The sequence below is a fragment of the Plantibacter sp. 2H11-2 genome, from assembly GCF_050031945.1.
In the GTDB taxonomy this organism is placed as follows: Bacteria; Actinomycetota; Actinomycetes; order Actinomycetales; family Microbacteriaceae; genus Plantibacter; species Plantibacter auratus.
In genome coordinates, this window is record NZ_JBNBBL010000001.1 from 481,792 (window position 1) to 498,386 (window position 16,595).

Sequence of the window (16,595 nt, forward strand, 5' to 3'; positions counted from 1 at the left end):
CCGAAGCGGACTCAGGTGGCTTCGAGGTCGAACGGGGGCGCGGCGGTCTCTCCGGCGGCGAGTCGGCGCAGGCGCTCGTCGGTCGCTGCCTGGATCGACTTCGGCTTCTCGAGCGACGGAACGGCGGCAGCGGCGGCCGCGGCTGCGGGAGCCGCGTCGAGCGGAGCGGTCGTCGCGACCGTCGGCGTCACCGGAGGCTCGTCGTCGAGGAGCGCCTCGCGGATGATGCGTCTCGGATCGTACTGACGCGGGTCGAGCTTCTTCCAGTCGACCTCGTCGAACTCCGGCCCCATCTCCTCGCGCATCCGGTCCTTGGCGCCGGAGGCGAGGTCTCGGAGGGTGCGGACGAGTCGCGCCAGCTGGGAGGCGTAGTACGGCAGCCGTTCCGGACCCAGCAGGAACACGGCGATGACCCCGATGATGAGGAGTTTGTCGAAGGTCAGACCGAACACGACATCAGACTACCGCGCGAGCCTCAGCTGTCGGAGCAGTTGCAGGCCATACGCTGGGATCCGGAGGCAAGGTGTCAGAACACAATCTCAATTGGAAGTACGCGGGCGACGTCGTCGTCGAGAGCGCGGCGATGCTCACGGCGCGCGCTCACGCGCACGAACTGGGTGTCGAACCGATCTCTCCCGCGATCGGCGCGCAGATCGCGGTGGTGGCCGCGGCCACCCGCGCGGAGTCCATCGTCGAGGTGGGGACCGGCACCGGCGTCTCCGGGCTCTGGCTGCTCCGCGGTGCCACGAGCGCGGTGCTGACGTCCATCGACACCGAGATCGTGCACCAGCAGCAGGCACGCGCGGCGTTCACGGAGGCCGGCATCACGACCAATCGCATCCGCCTCATCACCGGCAGCGCGCTCGACGTCCTGCCGCGGATGAACGAGAACTCCTACGACCTCGTCCTCGTCGACGGCGACCCGGGATCGGTCATCGAGTACGTCGAGCACGGACTCCGTCTGGTGCGTCCCGGCGGCACCGTGCTCGTCCCGCATGCGCTCTGGCGAGGCCGCGTGGCCGATCCGGCTCAGCGGGACGAGACCACAGGACTCTTCCGCTCGCTCGTCCAGGAGATCTCCGCGTCCGACGCGGTCGTCAGCGCCCTGTCCCCCGCCGGCGACGGCCTCCTGCAGATCACCAAACCGAACCTCTGAGCCCTCCGCACGACGACGAACCGGCCGCCATCCTGACTCTGAGAGCAGTGATGACGGCCGGTTCTCGGCTCATGCGGTGTCGGTGACGGGGATCAGCCCGCGCTCACCACACCCGCGAGTGCATCATGCAGTTCTTGAGCCTCTGCGTCGTTGACCGACACGACGAGACGCCCTCCCCCTTCAAGAGGCACTCGCACGATGATGAGCCGACCCTCCTTCACGGCCTCCATTGGCCCGTCTCCGGTGCGTGGCTTCATTGCGGCCATGCGAGTCCCCTCTCGTTATTCGACTGACCCCCATTATCTCGTATCACGGGGGCTCGTGATAATCCTGAGCGCGGCGAGGCGCAGGATGACGCCGGATCCGCGCTCAGGGAATGGTCCAATACGCGTTCGCGAGGCCGTACATGACGAAGATCCAACACCATTGCAACGCCAGCGAGACGATGACGACGCCACCGCGATACCAACGGTTCCGTGGGGCGGCGACTGCACCGAGGAGCGGGAAGACCGGCACGAGCAGCCGGAAGACACTCGTCTGCGGGAAGAACACCGCGAAGAGGTAGAGGAGGTAGGACCCCACCCACAACCGGAGGTCGGCACCGAGCCGGCGCACCGGCGGGAGGAACAGGAGCACGACGGAGCCGACGAAGATCGCGGCGACGACGGCGATGCCCGGACCATCCCCGAACCAGAACTGGCCGCCCTGGATCCAGGCGGAGAACGGGACGAGGGGCTGCTCCCCGATGAAGGCGGCCCGCCACGCCAGCTCCGTCTCGAGGTACGCCTCCGGCGTCCCGGTGACGAGACCGGCGATGACCATCCACGCGAATCCGGCTACGGCGGCGAGGGCCCCGCCCGCGAGGATGAGGACGACCTCCCGGCGCGCGAGCGGGTCGCGGTGACGGGTGACGATCCGCACGATGAGATGGAGGCCCAGCAGGAGCGAGAAGGCCAGGACTCCGGGGCGGGTGAACGCCATGACCGGGATGACCGCGAGGAGCCAGCCGTACCGGCGCGTCACGAGCACGAGCAGTGCGAGCGTCAGCAGCAGCAGGAACATCGATTCCGCGTAGGCGACCTGGAACAGGGCGCTGAGCGGGGCGATGCAGAACAGTACGACGGCGAACATCGCCCGTTCGTCGCCGAGGCGGATGCGCAGGAGCCGGTGGAACAGCAGGGCCGCCCCCAAGCCGCAGCACAGCGAGACGATCACAGCCATGACCGGCCACGGCAGGAAGGTGACGACCGAGAGCGCCTTCACGACCCCCGGATAGACCGGCATGAACGCCCACGCGTTCTCCGCGACCCGGCCGGCGTCGTCGAGCGGCAGCTGGGTCGGGTAGCCGTACGTCGCGATCCACCAGTACCACTGTCCGTCCCAGCCGGCGGCGAGCGTGCCGAGCGAGGGGAACGCGCCGAACCGGGAGTCCGGCGCCTGCAGCAGACTCGCGACCGCGAACATCGCGGTCGTCACCAGGCGGGACAGCACGTACACGATGGTGATCCGCCCCCACCAGGGCAGGCGGGCCCAGCGCCGGAGCATCGACGGCCGCTCCTCGACCTCGGTCGAGTGGGCCGCGTCAGCGACCATCGGGCCCGGTCAGCCAGGCGCGGAGCCCGCGCTCGCAGTCCTCGATGTGCGCGAGCGGGACGCGCTCGTCGTCGGCATGGGCGAGGAGCGGGTCACCCGGTCCGTAGTTGACGGCGGGGACGCCGAGTGCGGAGAAGCGCGCGACGTCCGTCCAGCCGTACTTCGGGGCCGGTGTGCCGCCGACCGCGGCCAGGAAGTCCTGGGCGATCGGCGCGTCGAGCCCGGGACGAGCACCCTCCGCGACGTCCGTCTGCACCACCTCGAAGCCGGAGAAGAGCTCCTCGAGGTGGGCGAGCGCCTCGGCACCCGTCCGGCTCGGAGCGAAGCGGTAGTTCACCTCGACGGTGACGAGGTCGGGGATCACGTTCCCGGCGACGCCGCCGGTGATCCCGACCGCGTTGACGCCCTCCCGGTAGACGAGCCCGTCGACCTCGACCTCCCGGGGCGTGTACGAGGCGAGCGTCGCGAGGACCGGGGAGATCGCGTGGATCGCGTTGACGCCGACCCAGCTCCTGGCCGCGTGCGAGCGCTTACCGTGGGCGCTCACGTGGACGCGCAGCGTTCCGTTGCAGCCACCCTCGACGCCGGCGTTGCTCGGCTCGCCGAGGATCGCGAAGTCACCGACGAAGAGGTCGGGACGGTTCCGCGCGAGACGCCCGAGGCCGTTGAGGTCGGATGCGACCTCCTCGTTGTCGTACCACATCCAGGTGATGTCGACGATGGGATCGGTGAGCTCAGCCGCGAGCTTCAGCTGGACCGCGACGCCGCCCTTCATGTCGACCGTCCCTCGACCCCAGAGCACCGCCTCGCCGTCGCGCTCCTCGAACCGGGTCGGGACGTTTCCGTTGATCGGGACGGTGTCGATGTGGCCGGCGATGATGACCCGCTGTGCACGTCCGAGCGAAGTGGAAGCGACCACCGTGTCGCCGTCGCGCACGATCGTCAGGTGCTCGAGACCCTCGAGCGACGCCTCGATCGCGTCGGCGATGCGGGCTTCATCCCCCGAGACGGAGGCGATGTCGCACAGCTGCTGGGTGAGTTCCACCGAGGAGACGGACAGGTCGAGTACGGGGACTTCGGCTGGCATGGCACCAGTGTATTGGCCGTCGACCTGAGTGTTGGCCGGTACCCTGGAGCCATGACCGCTGCGCCTGCCGAGACCCCTGTTCCGACTCACGCCTGGGGCTCCGGCCTCGCGACCATCGCCGCCGACGGCACCGTGCTCGACACCTGGTTCCCCGAGCCCTCGCTCGGACGGATCCCCGAGGGCCGCGACCGCTGGATCGCCCCCGCAGACCTCGAGGCCCTCGCGACCGACGACGAGCGCCGGGCCGTCCGCATCGACATCGTCACGGTCGAGATCGAGCTGCAGGCCGCTCCGCAGAGCACCCCGGACGCCTACCTGCGGCTGCACCTGCTCAGCCACCTGCTCGTCCAGCCGAACACGATCTCGCTCGACGGTGTCTTCGCGCACCTCCCCATCGTCGTCTGGACCAACGCCGGCCCCGTCCACCCCGCGGACTTCGACCGCCTCCGACCGTCGCTCCTCCGCGCCGGCATCCACGCGACCGGCATCGACAAGTTCCCGAGACTCCTCGACTACGTGACGCCCGACAAGGTCCGGATCGCCGACGCCTCGCGCGTCCGGCTCGGCGCCCACCTGGCACCGGGCACCACCGTCATGCACGAGGGCTTCGTCAACTTCAACGCCGGGACCCTCGGCGCGTCGATGGTCGAAGGACGCATCTCGCAGGGCGTCGTCGTCGGTGACGGCAGCGACATCGGGGGTGGTGCGTCGATCATGGGGACGCTCTCCGGCGGCGGGACGCAGCGGGTGGCGATCGGTCAGCGCGCCCTCCTCGGCGCCAACTCCGGCATCGGCATCTCGATCGGCGACGACTCGGTGGTCGAGGCGGGTCTCTACGTGACCGCGGGCACCAAGGTCGTCCTCGCGGGTGCTGCGGCCACGGCCGAAGGCGCGCCGCGCACGTTCAAGGCGGTCGAGCTGTCGGGTGTCCCGAACCTCCTGTTCCGTCGGAACTCACTCACCGGTGCCGTCGAGGTGCTCCCCCGCTCGGGCTCGGGCGTCGAGCTGAACGCGGCACTGCACGCCTGACCCGGCCTCCCGGGACGCAGAACGGCCCCGCATCCGAGGTGGATGCGGGGCCGTTCTGTGCGCCGCGGACGCGCGCGACGGGACTAGCGCGTCGGGAAGGGACGCTCGGGCGAACCCGTGTACAGCTGCTGCGGGCGCCCGATCTTGGTCTGCGGGTCGAGGTTCATCTCACGCCAGTGGGCGATCCACCCGGGCAGGCGTCCGATGGCGAAGAGCACCGTGAACATCCGCGTCGGGAAGCCCATCGCCTTGTAGATGACGCCGGTGTAGAAGTCGACGTTCGGGTAGAGCTTGCGCTCCTTGAAGTAGTCGTCCTCCAGGGCGATCTGCTCGAGCTCCTGAGCCAGGTCGAGCAGCGGGTCGTTGATGCCGAGCGCCCGGAGCACCTCGCCGGCGCTCTCCTTGACGAGCTTGGCGCGCGGGTCGTAGTTCTTGTAGACGCGGTGCCCGAAGCCCATGAGCTTCACGCCGTCTTCTTTGTTCTTCACGCGGTCGACGAAGCGCTGCACGCCCTCGCCGGACTCCTGGATCCGGCCGAGCATCTGCAGGACAGCCTCGTTCGCGCCACCGTGCAGCGGACCCGACAGGGCGTTGATACCGGCGGACACGGAGGCGTAGAGATTCGCTCCGGTGGAGCCGACGAGGCGGACCGTGGAGGTCGAGGCGTTCTGCTCGTGGTCCTCGTGCAGGATGAGCAGGAGGTCGAGCGCCTTCGACAGGACGGGATCGATCTCGTACGGCTCTGCGAGGTTGCCGAAGTTCAGCTTGAGGAAGTTGTCGACGAAGCTCAACGAGTTGTCGGGGTAGAGGAACGCCTGCCCGACCGACTTCTTGTGCGCATAGGCGGCGATCACCGGGAGCTTCGCGAGCATACGGACCGTCGTGAGCTCGACGTGGTCGGGATCGTGCGGATTGGCGTCCGACTCGTAGTAGGTCGACATGGCCTGCAGGGCGCTCGACAGGACGGCCATCGGGTGCGCCGTGTGCGGGAGCGCCGAGAAGAACCGCTTGAGGTCCTCGTGGAGGAGCGTGTGGCGCCGGATCTTCTCGTCGAATCCGCCGAGTTCGTCGGCAGTCGGGAGCTCTCCGTGGATGAGCAGCCAGGCGACCTCGAGGAAGGTCGACTGCTTGGCGAGCTGCTCGATCGGGTAGCCGCGGTAGCGCAGGATGCCCTGGTCGCCGTCGATGTACGTGATCGCCGACTTGGTCGCCGCGGTGTTGACGAACCCGTAGTCGAGCGTGGTCAGGCCGGTCTGCCGCGTGAGCGAGGAGATGTCGATACTCGACGCGCCCTGGGCTGACTGGTGGATCGGGAATTCGGCCGTTCCGCCGGGGTAGTTCAGGGTGACCTGCTGCGTCTCGGTGGAAGCCTGTTTCTCGACGTCGCCCACGGCGCCTCCTCATATCTTTGTGCGATAGGGACTCGACATCGCCCTCCGATACGACGGCGTGTCACATACAGCCTAATCGGCTTCGGACCCTACTGCTGTTTCCCACAGTGATCCGGCGACTTCCTTGGAGTTCACCCCGAAATCGGGCGGAGTCCCCGAAGTCGGGCCGCGGCGGCCGCGATGCGCTCGTCGGTAGCGGTCAGGGAGAGCCGCACGTGTTGCGGTCCGGCCTCGCCGTAGAACACCCCTGGACCCGCCAGGACACCGATCGACGCCAGGCGGTCGATACTCACCCAGGCGTCCTGGCCTTCGGTGATCCACAGGTACAGTCCCGCCTCGCTGCGGTCGACCCGGAACCCGGCCTCGCGGACGGCCGGGAGCAGCACCTCGCGTCGGGCGCGGTACCGGGCCTTCTGCTCCGCCACGTGGGCGTCGTCGCCGAGCGCCGCGACCATGGCGGCCTGCAGCGGGGCCGGCAGCATGAGACCCGCGTGCTTCCGGACGGTGACCAGCCGACGCACCAGGCGCTCGTCGCCCGCGAGGAACGCGGCACGGTAGCCGGCCAGGTTGGACTGCTTGCTCAGGGAGTAGATCGCGAGGACACCCTCGGTGTCGCCGTCGGTCACGCGTGGATCGAGCACGGACGGGGTCGGGGCGTCGGACCATTCCCCCTCCCAGCCGAGTTCCGCGTAGCATTCATCGCCCACGAGGACGGCGCCGAGTTCGCGGGCTCTGGCTCGGGCTGCGCGCAGCTCGTCGACCGACAGGACACGACCGTCGGGGTTGCCTGGGGAGTTCAGCCACACCAGCCGGGTGCTCTCCGGCCATTCGGCGGGGTCGTCGGAGGCGAGCGCCTCGGCTCCTGCGATCGCCGCGCCGACCGCGTACGTCGGATAGGCGGCCACCGGGTGGACCACGGTGTCGCCGGCGCCCAGGCCGAGGAGGAAGGCGAGCAGCGCGACGAGTTCCTTCGAGCCGATCGTCGGGAGGACGGCGTCGAGGCTGAGCCCCTCGACACCACGACGGCGCGCGAACCAGTCGACGATCGCCTGCCGGAGTTCGGGCGTGCCGACCGTGGTCGGGTACGCGTGTGCGTCCGTGGCCGCTCGGAGCGCATCCCGGATGAGGCCGGGAGTCGGATCGACCGGCGAACCGATCGAGAGGTCGACGATGCCGTCGGGGTGCCGACGGGCCTGCTCCGCATACGGGACCATGAGGTCCCACGGGTAGTCGGGCAGCGGCTGCAGTGCCACGCGACTACTCGTGGGCTTGTGGCGGCAGCGCGGCGATGAGCGGGTGGTCCGAGGGGATCACGCCGACCTTCGCGGCCCCACCCGGGGAACCGATCTCGTCGAAGAACTCGACATTGGCCTTGTAGTAGTCCGCCCACTCCTCGGGAAGGTCGTCCTCGTAGTAGATGGCCTCCACCGGGCAGACCGGCTCGCACGCACCGCAGTCGACGCATTCGTCGGGGTGGATGTAGAGCGACCGTTCACCCTCGTAGATGCAGTCGACGGGGCATTCGTCGATGCAGGCGCGGTCCTTCACATCGACGCACGGCAGGGCGATCACGTAGGTCACGGGCGGGTGGCTCCCTTCACGAGCACTGAGTTGTCCAGTCTACGCCTGCGGCGAGACGGGGAGCGGTTCGGGCGCCGGTCCCGCGGGACGGTCGTCGCGCGTGCGGGCGCGCTCCGGGAGCTTCGGCCACGCCACGACGAGGACGGCGATGAGACCGGGCGCGATGGTCCAGACGAGGCCCGAGACGCTCTGCGGGATGAGGACGGAGCCACCGGTGCTCTCGAGCAGCAGGATCCCGATCATGAGGATGACCCCGAGCGCCGCGGCCGACGCTGCGAGCCGGTCCCCCAGGACGATCCGGAGTCCGACCAGGAGCATGGCCACGCCGAGGACCCCGAGCACCAGGCCGACCGGGAGGGCGACACCGAGGACGGAGGGCGCCCAGGCGTGCGCGACCGTGCCGATCGCGCCGTACGCCAGACCGACGAGGAACGCGAGGACGATCCCGATCACCCGCGACGCCGTGGACTGCTCGTGCGATGCGTCCTGCTGCTGCGGTGTCGGCGGGAACCAGCGGTCGTCGCCGACCGTGCGGCCGTCTGGGAGGCTGGAGTCGGGGGCCGGATCGGTCATCCGCCGATTGTATCTGGACAGCCTCAGCATCAGGCGCTATGGTCGACGTCGGATAAGGTTAGCCTTACCCAACCGCGTTCCGAAGTCGCAGCGCCCCGCCCGGACCACGGTCCCCGCCCGGCGCGCCCTCGGATGCATCCCCACCCCGCAGACGACGGCCTCCCCCGGGCGACCGCCTGCTCGACGCCCGAAAGTCCGGTCACGTGCTCGCGAACTACCTCATCGGCCTCCGCGAAGGCCTCGAAGCCGGCCTCATCGTCGGCATCCTCGTCGCCTACCTGAACAAGCTCGGCCGCCGGGACGTCCTCCCCCGGTTGTGGCTCGGCGTCGCCGTCGCGATCGTCGTCTCGCTCGGCGTCGGTGCCATCCTCACCTGGGGGCCGTACGGGCTGAGCTTCCAGGCGCAGGAGATCCTCGGCGGCGGACTCTCCATCCTGGCCGTCGGGCTCGTCACCTGGATGATCTTCTGGATGGGGCGCAACGCCCGAGAGCTCAAGCACGACCTCGAGTCACGACTCGACGCCGCCGTCGCCGGATCGGCGGTCGGCATCGTCGTCCTCGGCTTCATCAGCGTCGGCCGCGAGGGCATCGAGACCGCCCTCTTCATCTGGGCGAGCGTCAATTCCGGCGAGAACGCCGTCGTCGGCTCGATCGGTGCACTCCTCGGCATCCTCACCTCCGTCGTCATCGCGTATCTCATCTACCGCGGATTCGTCCGGATCAACCTCGGGACCTTCTTCACGTGGACCGGCCTGTTCCTCGTCGTCGTGGCTGCCGGCGTCCTCGCCTACGGCGTCGGCGACCTCCAGGAGGCGGGCGTCATCCCCGGTTGGGGCAAGGCCGCCTTCGACCTGAGCGCCGTCGTCCCTCCGACGAGCTGGTACGGCACCGTCCTCGGCGGACTCTTCAACTTCACCCCCGCCCCGACCTGGGCGCAGTTCGGTGCGTGGCTGCTGTACCTGGTCGTCACACTCGTCTGCTTCATCCGGGTGTCGGGTCTCGGCCGTCGGCGCCCGACCTCCGTCACGAAACCGGTCACGACGAACGTCTGACCGGTCCCCGACCCACCGCGAACCAAGCACCAGCACCTTCCGACAGGAGTCTCCATGCAGCACCGCATCATCGCCGGCCTCGCCGGCGCGGGCGTCCTCGCCCTCGCCCTCACGGGATGCGTCCCGAACAAGACGGGAAGCGACGCACTCACCGTCGCCATCACCGACGACTCGTGCTCGGTGTCCGTCGCGAAGGCGACGGCCGGTGCCGTGACGTTCTCGATCACCAACAACGGCACCGACGTCAACGAGTTCGAGATCCTCGCCTCGGACAAGCTGCGCATCGTGGGCGAGAAGGAGAACGTGACGCCGGGCCAGACGGTGTCCTACGTCGCACAGCTGAACCCCGGCACGTACTACACGGCCTGCAAGTTCCAGCTCGTCGGCGCACCCGTCGGCCTCGCCGAATTCACCGTCACCGGTGAGAACGCGACCGTCTCGAAGGACGAGCAGGCGCTCACCGACCAGGCCGTGACGAACTACGTCGCCTACGTCAAGTCGCAGGTGGCCGAACTCGTGCCGCAGGTGAAGGCCTTCACCGACGCGTACGCCGCCGGCGACGACGAGACCGCCCGTCAGCTGTTCGCGACGACGCGCGTCTCGTACGAACGCATCGAGCCGACGGCCGAGGCGTTCGGCGACCTCGACCCGAAGATCGACTACCGCGAGGTCGACGCCGTGGCTGAAGGACTCGACTGGACCGGCTTCCACCGGATCGAGAAGGACCTCTGGCCACCGGCAGCCGACGCGCTGAACTCCGACGGCACGAGCGCGCTCACGGACTGGACGAAGTCGACGCCGGAACAGCGTCAGCAGTTCGCCACCGGACTCGTCGATGACGTGCAGCAACTGTTCGACCTCGTCTCCGAGAAGGACTTCACCGTGAGCCTCGGCGACATCTCGAACGGTGCCATCGGTCTCCTCGACGAAGTCGCCGTCGGCAAGATCTCCGGCGAGGAGGACTGGTGGTCCCACACCGACCTCTACGACTTCGCGGCCAACGTACAGGGAGCCGAGGTCGCGTTCGGCAACGTCAAGGACATCGCCGCGAGCAAGGGCGACGCGGGCACGAAGCTCGTCGGCCAGATCGAGACCGAGTTCACGGCGCTGCAGGACCTGCTCGCGAAATACGGCAGCCTCGACAGCGGCTTCGTGGGCTACGACACGGTCACCGAGGAGCAGCGCAAGGAGCTCTCCGACCAGGTGAACGCCCTCTCCGAGCCGCTGTCGCAGCTCACCCACACGGTGCTCGGCGTCGCCGAGTAGCACCGAACGGATCCACCGCCGCTTCCGCGGCGCGCCGGGCCGGAACCGCTCAGAGCATTCTGGGGGTTCCGGCCTTGCGGCCTTCCAGCCATCCCTGAATAGCATGAGGTCCGATGACCGAGCACACTCCCCCCACCACGCCTGCACCCGATTCCGGTTCGACGCCCACTGCGGCTGAGCTCGGCGCCGCGTCCGCACCACCGAGCGACCCGCCGCGGCGCGGGCTGTCGCGCCGGGCGCTGTTCGGCCTGGCCGGAGCGGGCGCCGCCGGGCTTGCGGCCGGAGCCGGGGCGACCGCGGCCATCACCGCCGCCGTCAGCGCCTCGGCGAGTGCCACGGGCGTCACGACGGTCTACCCGTTCAACGGGGCCCACCAGAGCGGAATCACGACGCCGGCGCAGGACCGCCTGCACTTCGCCGCGTACGACGTGTCGGCTGGGACCACCCGGGAGGAACTCATCGAGTTGCTCCAGGACTGGAGTGTCGCCGCGGCGCGCATGACGCAGGGGAAGGAGGTCGCCGACGGCGGTGCCGTCGACGGCTCCCCGCTCGCTCCCCCGGTCGACACCGGAGAAGCGCTCGGACTGCCCGCCAGCGGGCTCACGATCACCTTCGGGTTCGGACCCACGCTCTTCACCGCCGAGGACGGCACGGACCGGTTCGGCATCGCCGACCGGCGCCCGGCCGAGTTGGAGAAGCTCCCCCGCTTCACGGGCGACAACCTCCAGGCGGGCCTCACCGGCGGCGACCTCTGCATCCAGGCGTGCGCCGACGACCCGCAGGTCGCCGTGCACGCGATCCGCAATCTGAGCCGCATCGCGTTCGGACGCGCCTCCATCCGCTGGTCGCAGCTCGGCTTCGGTCGTACCTCCTCGACCTCCACCAGCCAGGTCACCCCGCGCAACCTGTTCGGCTTCAAAGACGGCACCGCGAACGTCAAGTCCGAGGAGACCAAGACGGTCGAGGAGCAGGTCTGGGTTCAGGACGGAGACAGCGCCGCCTGGCTGAGCGGTGGTTCCTACCTCGTGGTCCGGAAGATCCGCATGATCATCGAGACCTGGGACCGCGCGCAGCTCCAGGAGCAGGAGCGCGTCATCGGTCGTAGCAAGGGCGAGGGCGCACCGCTGTCGGGCGGTAAGGAGTTCACTGAGCCCGACTTCGACGCGGTCGGCGCAACGGATCAGCCGCTCATCGACAAGCACTCGCACGTGCGCCTGGCGCACCCGACCCAGCTCAAGGGCACGAAGCTCCTGCGACGCGGATACAACTTCGTCGACGGCAACGACGACCTCGGGCGGTTGAACGCCGGACTGTTCTTCATGTCGTACCAGCGATCGCCGAAGCAGTTCATCGACGTGCAGCGCGCGCTGGCCACCGATGCGCTCAACGAGTACATCAAGCACGTCGGGTCGGCGATCTTCGCGGTGCCGCCGGGCGCGAGCAAGGACGGCTGGGTCGGCGAGACGCTCTTCGCGTAGGACCTGCCCGGTCGCTGAGCCCCGGTCACTGAGCCTGTCGAAGTGCTACTTGACCGTCACCGTGTAGAGGATGCTGTCCGCCGAGGCGACGAGCTTCACGTCGTAGGCCGTCGTCGACAGCGTCACGATCGAACCGTCGCCGTTCGCGATCTCCCCGTCGACCGTGAAGCCCGCCGCGACGAGCGCGTCCTTGGCTGCGGTGGCGGCGTCGGTCGCCTGCACCGTGACGACGAAGGTGTCCTTGCCGTCGACCGTGCCACGTCCGCCGTTGACCGTGCCGTCGACCACCGGGACCGCGTCGACGGGGTATCCGTCCGGCAGCCCCTCGTCGAGGTTCACGTCGAAGTCGCCACCGGTGGCGTCGCGGATGCCCTGCTCGACGGAGTCCTTGACGGTGGACTCGATGACGCTGCACCCGGCGAGCGTCGGAGCGAGGACGAGAGCGGCCAGCAGGGCGAGGGAGGCGGGTCGGCGCATGCCCATCAGCTTAACGACCGGATGCCCGGTCTTCCTGAGAGGACCGGGCATCGGGTTGGAGCGGTTAGCGCCTACTCGGACTGCTTCTTGAGACGCGAGTAGCTGCGCTGGCGGGCCTGAGCGTCGAGCTCGACCTTGCGGATGCGCACGTGCTCGGGCGTGACCTCGACGCACTCGTCCTCGCGGGCGAACTCGAGGCTCTCCTCGAGCGTGAGGACGCGCGGCGGCGTCATCGACTCGAAGTTGTCGGCCGAAGACTGACGCATGTTGGTCAGCTTCTTCTCCTTGGTGATGTTGACGTCCATGTCGTCGTTGCGCGAGTTCTCACCGATGACCATGCCCTCGTAGACCTCTTCGGTCGGCTGCACGAAGAACGACATGCGCTCCTGCAGCGCGATGATCGCGAAGGGCGTGACCACGCCGGAGCGGTCGGCGACGATCGAGCCGTTATTGCGCGTCGTGATCGCGCCGGCCCACTCGCCGTATCCGTGTGCCAACGCGTTGGCGATACCCGTACCGCGCGTGGCGGTGAGGAACTCGGAGCGGAAACCGATGAGGCCGCGCGACGGGACGATGAACTCCATGCGGACCCAGCCGGTGCCGTGGTTCGCCATGTTCTCCATGCGGCCCTTGCGAGCGGCGAGGAGCTGGGTGATCGCGCCGAGGTGCTCCTCGGGAGCGTCGATGGTCAGGTGCTCGTACGGCTCGTGGACCTTGCCGTCGATACGCTTCGTGACCACCTGCGGCTTGCCGACGGTGAGCTCGTAGCCTTCGCGACGCATCTGCTCGACGAGGATGGCGAGCGCGAGCTCTCCACGGCCCTGGACCTCCCACGCGTCGGGTCGACCGATGTCGAGGACCTTGAGCGAGACGTTACCGATGAGCTCGCGGTCGAGGCGGTCCTTGACCATGCGCGCGGTGAGCTTGTGGCCCTTGACCTTGCCCATGAGCGGCGAGGTGTTGGTACCGATGGTCATCGAGATGGCCGGGTCGTCGACCGTGATGGCCGGCAGCGCGCGGACGTCCTCGGGGTCGGCCAGGGTGTCGCCGATCATGATGTCGGCGAAACCGGCGACGGCGACGATGTCGCCGGGGCCGGCGCTCTCGGCCGGGTAGCGGTCGAGGGCCTTCGTGATCATGAGCTCGGTGACGCGGACGTTGTGGACGTCGCCGTCGTGGCGGACCCAGGCGACCGTCTGGCCCTTCTTCAGCGTGCCGTTGAAGATGCGCAGGAGCGCGAGGCGACCGAGGAACGGCGAGGCGTCGAGGTTCGTGACGTGCGCCTGGAGCGGGTGCTCGTCGTCGTACTGCGGAGCCGGGATGTGCTCGAGGATGGCTGCGAACAGCGGCTCGAGGTCTTCACTGTCGGGCAGTTCGCCGTTGGCGGGCTTGTTGGACGACGCGCGGCCGGCCTTACCGGAGGCGTAGACGACCGGGACGTCGAGGACGGCGTCGAGGTCGAGGTCGGGGACGTCGTCGACCATGTCGCTGGCGAGACCGATGAGGAGGTCCTGGCTCTCGACGACGACCTCGTCGATGCGTGCGTCGGGGCGGTCGGTCTTGTTGACCAGGAGGATGACCGGCAGCTTGGCCTCGAGCGCCTTGCGGAGCACGAAGCGGGTCTGCGGCAGGGGGCCCTCGGACGCGTCGACGAGGAGGACGACGCCGTCGACCATGGACAGGCCGCGCTCGACCTCTCCACCGAAGTCGGCGTGGCCGGGGGTGTCGATGACGTTGATCGTGATCGGGCCGTCGGTGGCGTGTTCGCCCTTGTACGAGATCGCCGTGTTCTTGGCGAGGATGGTGATGCCCTTTTCGCGCTCGAGCTCATTCGAGTCCATGGCGCGTTCTTCGAGGTGGGCGTGTTCGGCGAAAGAGTTGGTCTGTCGCAGCATGGCGTCGACGAGGGTCGTCTTGCCGTGGTCAACGTGGGCCACGATCGCGACATTGCGCAGATCGGAACGAGTGGCGAGCGCCATAAAAGGGTGGCTTCCTTCAAGTGGATGGGATTCGGGCACGATGGTGCCGACGGACCATCATACCGCAGGAGTCCTGGCCGGGGGCTGAACGGCGACGGGCACCGGCGGTTTCCCGCCGATGCCCGTCGTCCTCAGGGTTCAGGAGGAACCCGTCGTGTCGCTTACTTCTTCCAGCCCACGTTCTTCCAGTCGATGGTCTCGAACTGGGTCGGCCCGTAGTTCACGAGGCCGGTCTTGACGCCGTAGGTGTACGGCACCGGGAACAGCGGGAGCGTGGTCGCGAGGGCGACGATCTTCTTGTCGATCTCCTTCGCGATCTCGAGGCGCTTGTCGGGGTCGAGTTCCGCGTTGGCGCTCGCCCAGAGGTCACCGAGCGAGTCGTCGGTGACGCCGGGGAAGTTCTGCCCGGAATCGGCCGGGTAGAAGATCGACTCGGTGCTGGAGATCGGGAAGGCGGTGCCCTGCCACGCGAAGCTCACGGCGTCGAAGTCGCGGGTCTCGGTGGTGACGTACTTCGTGAAGAAGTCGTCCGAGGGGACGGTGTCGATCTGGAGGTCGAAGCCCGACTCCTTCACCATGGCCTGCACCTGCTGCGACGTCTCGGCGGAGACCGGGTTGTCGGAGTCGATGACGTAGCGGACGGTCAGCTTCTGGCCGTCCTTCTCGCGGATGCCGTCGCTGCCTTCCTTCCAACCTGCGTCCTCGAGCTGCTTCTTGGCCGCGTCGATGTCGTAGCCGAGCACCTTGGAGGCGTCGTCCTCGTAGCCGTCCTGGCCCGGGAGGAAGATGAGGTTGTTCAGCAGGTCGGTCGGCGCGTCGATCGCGGCGAGGCGGGCCTCGGCGATGGTCTGACGGTTGATCGACTTGGCGAACGCCTGGCGGACCTCGGGGTCGCTGAGGACCTCGGACGTGCCGTTCAGCGTGATGTGGTTGTACGTGGTGCCGCGCGAACGCTGGATCTCGGCGTCGCTGCGCTTCTGAGCCGTCTGGTAGTTGTCGGCGTTGGAACCCACGCTGAAGACGTCGATCTCACTGTTGGAGAACGCCTGGGCGAGCCCCGCGCGGGAGATCTGCTTGAAGATGATGTTGTCGAGCTTCGGCTTGTCGCCCCACCACTTCGGGTTGGGCGCGAAGGTGACGACGGCACCGGTCTGGTCGATCTTGCTGACGATGTACGGGCCACCCGACACGTAGGTCGTGCCGTCGGCCGCGTACGGTCCGGTCGCCCAGAGGGTGTTGAACGACTCGGGCGTCGCGCCGAGCCACTTCGGCCAGATGTTGCCGAGGATGGACGGCCAGTCCGCGTTCTTGTTCTTGAACGTGATGAGGACGTCCTGCGGGCTGTCGCCGGCGGTGACGGACTCGATGTCCTTCCACACGTTCGTGGACGTGGGTGCGTACGACTCGTTCGCGCCGTTCAGGGACTGCCACGTCGCAGCGACGTCGTCGACGCTGATCGCGGTGCCGTCGGACCACACGGCGTCGGGGTTGATCTTGATCTCGACGACCTGCGGGTCCTCGCTCTTCAGCTCGACCGAGGTCGCGTAGTCGGGGTTCGCCTCCCAGGAGCCGTCTTCCTTGATCTTGACGAACGACGGCGTGTACAGGTTCGTGAGGAACTGGTCGTCGACCGTGCCGGCGTCGAGGTTGTTGAGGTTCCAGTTGGCCGGGATCGTGTCGACCGCGAGGTTGAGTGTGCCGCCCTGGGCGATCTGGTCGGCGTCGGCGCGCTCCCAGCCGGTGCCGGACAGCTCGGCGGGCTTCGACGTCGAGGCGCCACCGCCTGAACCGCCTCCGGTGCAAGCCGTCAATGCGAGGGCGACGATCGAGACGCCGGCGAGGATCATCCCGCCGCGCCGCTTCGATCCCTGTGTTCTGGAACTCATCGAGATCCACCTTTCGTGACGTGTAACTGCGCAACGCCGCACCGATG

General features: G+C 68.4%; 16 protein-coding genes. 5 read left to right on the plus strand and 11 right to left on the minus strand.

Annotated elements, in window-relative coordinates; translation table 11 throughout:
* Positions 1 to 11 precede the first annotated feature (11 nt).
* Positions 12 to 452 carry a Sec-independent protein translocase TatB gene (locus ACQG07_RS02220; protein WP_079705542.1) on the minus strand — a complete coding sequence of 147 codons (441 nt, stop codon included), beginning with the start codon at positions 450 to 452 and terminating at the stop codon, positions 12 to 14.
* Between the two features lie 71 nt (positions 453 to 523).
* Here ACQG07_RS02220 and ACQG07_RS02225 point away from each other — a divergent pair, with 71 nt between their 5' ends.
* Positions 524 to 1,156 carry an O-methyltransferase gene (locus ACQG07_RS02225; RefSeq protein ID WP_064296167.1) on the plus strand — a complete coding sequence of 211 codons (633 nt, stop codon included), beginning with the start codon at positions 524 to 526 and terminating at the stop codon, positions 1,154 to 1,156.
* Positions 1,157 to 1,248: 92 nt separating this feature from the next.
* On the opposite strand, the gene ACQG07_RS02230 is transcribed toward ACQG07_RS02225, so the two are convergent.
* The 3 genes from ACQG07_RS02230 to dapE all read right to left on the minus strand — a co-directional run bounded on the left by ACQG07_RS02230 (position 1,249) and on the right by dapE (position 3,836).
* Complete coding sequence (locus ACQG07_RS02230; RefSeq protein WP_079002123.1) at positions 1,249 to 1,422, minus strand: DUF3117 domain-containing protein; 174 nt, start codon at positions 1,420 to 1,422, stop codon at positions 1,249 to 1,251.
* Between the two features lie 103 nt (positions 1,423 to 1,525).
* The gene (locus ACQG07_RS02235) at positions 1,526 to 2,749 is read right to left on the minus strand and encodes a hypothetical protein (protein ID WP_426737023.1); all 1,224 of its coding nucleotides are present in this window, start codon (positions 2,747 to 2,749) and stop codon (positions 1,526 to 1,528) included.
* Positions 2,739 to 3,836 carry a succinyl-diaminopimelate desuccinylase gene (gene dapE, locus ACQG07_RS02240; RefSeq protein ID WP_086473657.1) on the minus strand — a complete coding sequence of 366 codons (1,098 nt, stop codon included), beginning with the start codon at positions 3,834 to 3,836 and terminating at the stop codon, positions 2,739 to 2,741. The genes ACQG07_RS02235 and dapE overlap by 11 nt, the downstream gene beginning before the upstream one ends.
* Before the next feature lie 51 nt (positions 3,837 to 3,887).
* On the opposite strand from dapE, the gene dapD reads away from it, so the two are divergent.
* On the plus strand, positions 3,888 to 4,865 hold the full coding sequence (gene dapD, locus ACQG07_RS02245; RefSeq protein WP_426737024.1) for a 2,3,4,5-tetrahydropyridine-2,6-dicarboxylate N-succinyltransferase: 978 nt from the start codon (positions 3,888 to 3,890) through the stop codon (positions 4,863 to 4,865).
* Between the two features lie 83 nt (positions 4,866 to 4,948).
* Here dapD and ACQG07_RS02250 read toward each other — a convergent pair whose 3' ends face one another.
* The 4 genes from ACQG07_RS02250 to ACQG07_RS02265 form a co-directional block, all read right to left on the minus strand.
* The gene (locus tag ACQG07_RS02250) at positions 4,949 to 6,208 is read right to left on the minus strand and encodes a citrate synthase (protein ID WP_064296340.1); all 1,260 of its coding nucleotides are present in this window, start codon (positions 6,206 to 6,208) and stop codon (positions 4,949 to 4,951) included.
* Positions 6,209 to 6,387: 179 nt separating this feature from the next.
* Positions 6,388 to 7,509, minus strand: coding sequence for a succinyldiaminopimelate transaminase (gene dapC / locus ACQG07_RS02255; protein WP_426737025.1), 1,122 nt, complete (start codon positions 7,507 to 7,509; stop codon positions 6,388 to 6,390).
* A 4-nt stretch (positions 7,510 to 7,513) separates the two neighbouring features.
* Positions 7,514 to 7,837, minus strand: a complete 324-nt coding sequence (gene fdxA, locus ACQG07_RS02260) for a ferredoxin (RefSeq protein ID WP_079705538.1) — start codon at positions 7,835 to 7,837, stop codon at positions 7,514 to 7,516.
* 39 nt (positions 7,838 to 7,876) lie between these two features.
* The gene (locus ACQG07_RS02265; RefSeq protein ID WP_274499662.1) at positions 7,877 to 8,410 is read right to left on the minus strand and encodes a hypothetical protein; all 534 of its coding nucleotides are present in this window, start codon (positions 8,408 to 8,410) and stop codon (positions 7,877 to 7,879) included.
* Between the two features lie 203 nt (positions 8,411 to 8,613).
* On the opposite strand from ACQG07_RS02265, the gene efeU reads away from it, so the two are divergent.
* The 3 genes from efeU (at position 8,614) to efeB (ending at position 12,206) form a co-directional block, all read left to right on the plus strand.
* The gene (gene efeU / locus ACQG07_RS02270; RefSeq protein ID WP_085510519.1) at positions 8,614 to 9,462 is read left to right on the plus strand and encodes an iron uptake transporter permease EfeU; all 849 of its coding nucleotides are present in this window, start codon (positions 8,614 to 8,616) and stop codon (positions 9,460 to 9,462) included.
* A 54-nt stretch (positions 9,463 to 9,516) separates the two neighbouring features.
* A complete protein-coding gene (efeO, locus tag ACQG07_RS02275) occupies positions 9,517 to 10,728 on the plus strand; it encodes an iron uptake system protein EfeO (RefSeq protein ID WP_426737026.1) in 1,212 nt (403 codons plus the stop codon).
* Positions 10,729 to 10,841: 113 nt separating this feature from the next.
* Positions 10,842 to 12,206 (plus strand): iron uptake transporter deferrochelatase/peroxidase subunit, encoded by a 1,365-nt coding sequence (gene efeB, locus ACQG07_RS02280; RefSeq protein ID WP_426737027.1) that lies wholly within the window; start codon positions 10,842 to 10,844, stop codon positions 12,204 to 12,206.
* A gap of 45 nt (positions 12,207 to 12,251) precedes the next feature.
* Here efeB and ACQG07_RS02285 read toward each other — a convergent pair whose 3' ends face one another.
* The 3 genes from ACQG07_RS02285 to ACQG07_RS02295 all read right to left on the minus strand — a co-directional run bounded on the left by ACQG07_RS02285 (position 12,252) and on the right by ACQG07_RS02295 (position 16,548).
* Positions 12,252 to 12,683 (minus strand): hypothetical protein, encoded by a 432-nt coding sequence (locus tag ACQG07_RS02285; RefSeq protein ID WP_121289998.1) that lies wholly within the window; start codon positions 12,681 to 12,683, stop codon positions 12,252 to 12,254.
* A 71-nt stretch (positions 12,684 to 12,754) separates the two neighbouring features.
* On the minus strand, positions 12,755 to 14,662 hold the full coding sequence (gene typA / locus ACQG07_RS02290) for a translational GTPase TypA (protein WP_056007297.1): 1,908 nt from the start codon (positions 14,660 to 14,662) through the stop codon (positions 12,755 to 12,757).
* Between the two features lie 161 nt (positions 14,663 to 14,823).
* Positions 14,824 to 16,548 (minus strand): ABC transporter family substrate-binding protein, encoded by a 1,725-nt coding sequence (locus ACQG07_RS02295; RefSeq protein WP_426737028.1) that lies wholly within the window; start codon positions 16,546 to 16,548, stop codon positions 14,824 to 14,826.
* Positions 16,549 to 16,595: the final 47 nt, after the last annotated feature.

Excerpts from the sequence above, each read along its gene's own strand:
- ACQG07_RS02230 (WP_079002123.1), bottom strand. The coding sequence starts at position 1,422 with ATGGCCGCAATGAAGCCACGCACCGGAGACGGGCCAATGGAGGCCGTG.
- ACQG07_RS02235 (WP_426737023.1), bottom strand. The coding sequence starts at position 2,749 with ATGGTCGCTGACGCGGCCCACTCGACCGAGGTCGAGGAGCGGCCGTCG.
- dapE (WP_086473657.1), bottom strand. The coding sequence starts at position 3,836 with ATGCCAGCCGAAGTCCCCGTACTCGACCTGTCCGTCTCCTCGGTGGAA.
- dapD (WP_426737024.1), top strand. The coding sequence starts at position 3,888 with ATGACCGCTGCGCCTGCCGAGACCCCTGTTCCGACTCACGCCTGGGGC.
- ACQG07_RS02265 (WP_274499662.1), bottom strand. The coding sequence starts at position 8,410 with ATGACCGATCCGGCCCCCGACTCCAGCCTCCCAGACGGCCGCACGGTC.
- efeO (WP_426737026.1), top strand. The coding sequence starts at position 9,517 with ATGCAGCACCGCATCATCGCCGGCCTCGCCGGCGCGGGCGTCCTCGCC.
- efeB (WP_426737027.1), top strand. The coding sequence starts at position 10,842 with ATGACCGAGCACACTCCCCCCACCACGCCTGCACCCGATTCCGGTTCG.
- ACQG07_RS02285 (WP_121289998.1), bottom strand. The coding sequence starts at position 12,683 with ATGCGCCGACCCGCCTCCCTCGCCCTGCTGGCCGCTCTCGTCCTCGCT.
- typA (WP_056007297.1), bottom strand. The coding sequence starts at position 14,662 with ATGGCGCTCGCCACTCGTTCCGATCTGCGCAATGTCGCGATCGTGGCC.
- ACQG07_RS02295 (WP_426737028.1), bottom strand. The coding sequence starts at position 16,548 with ATGAGTTCCAGAACACAGGGATCGAAGCGGCGCGGCGGGATGATCCTC.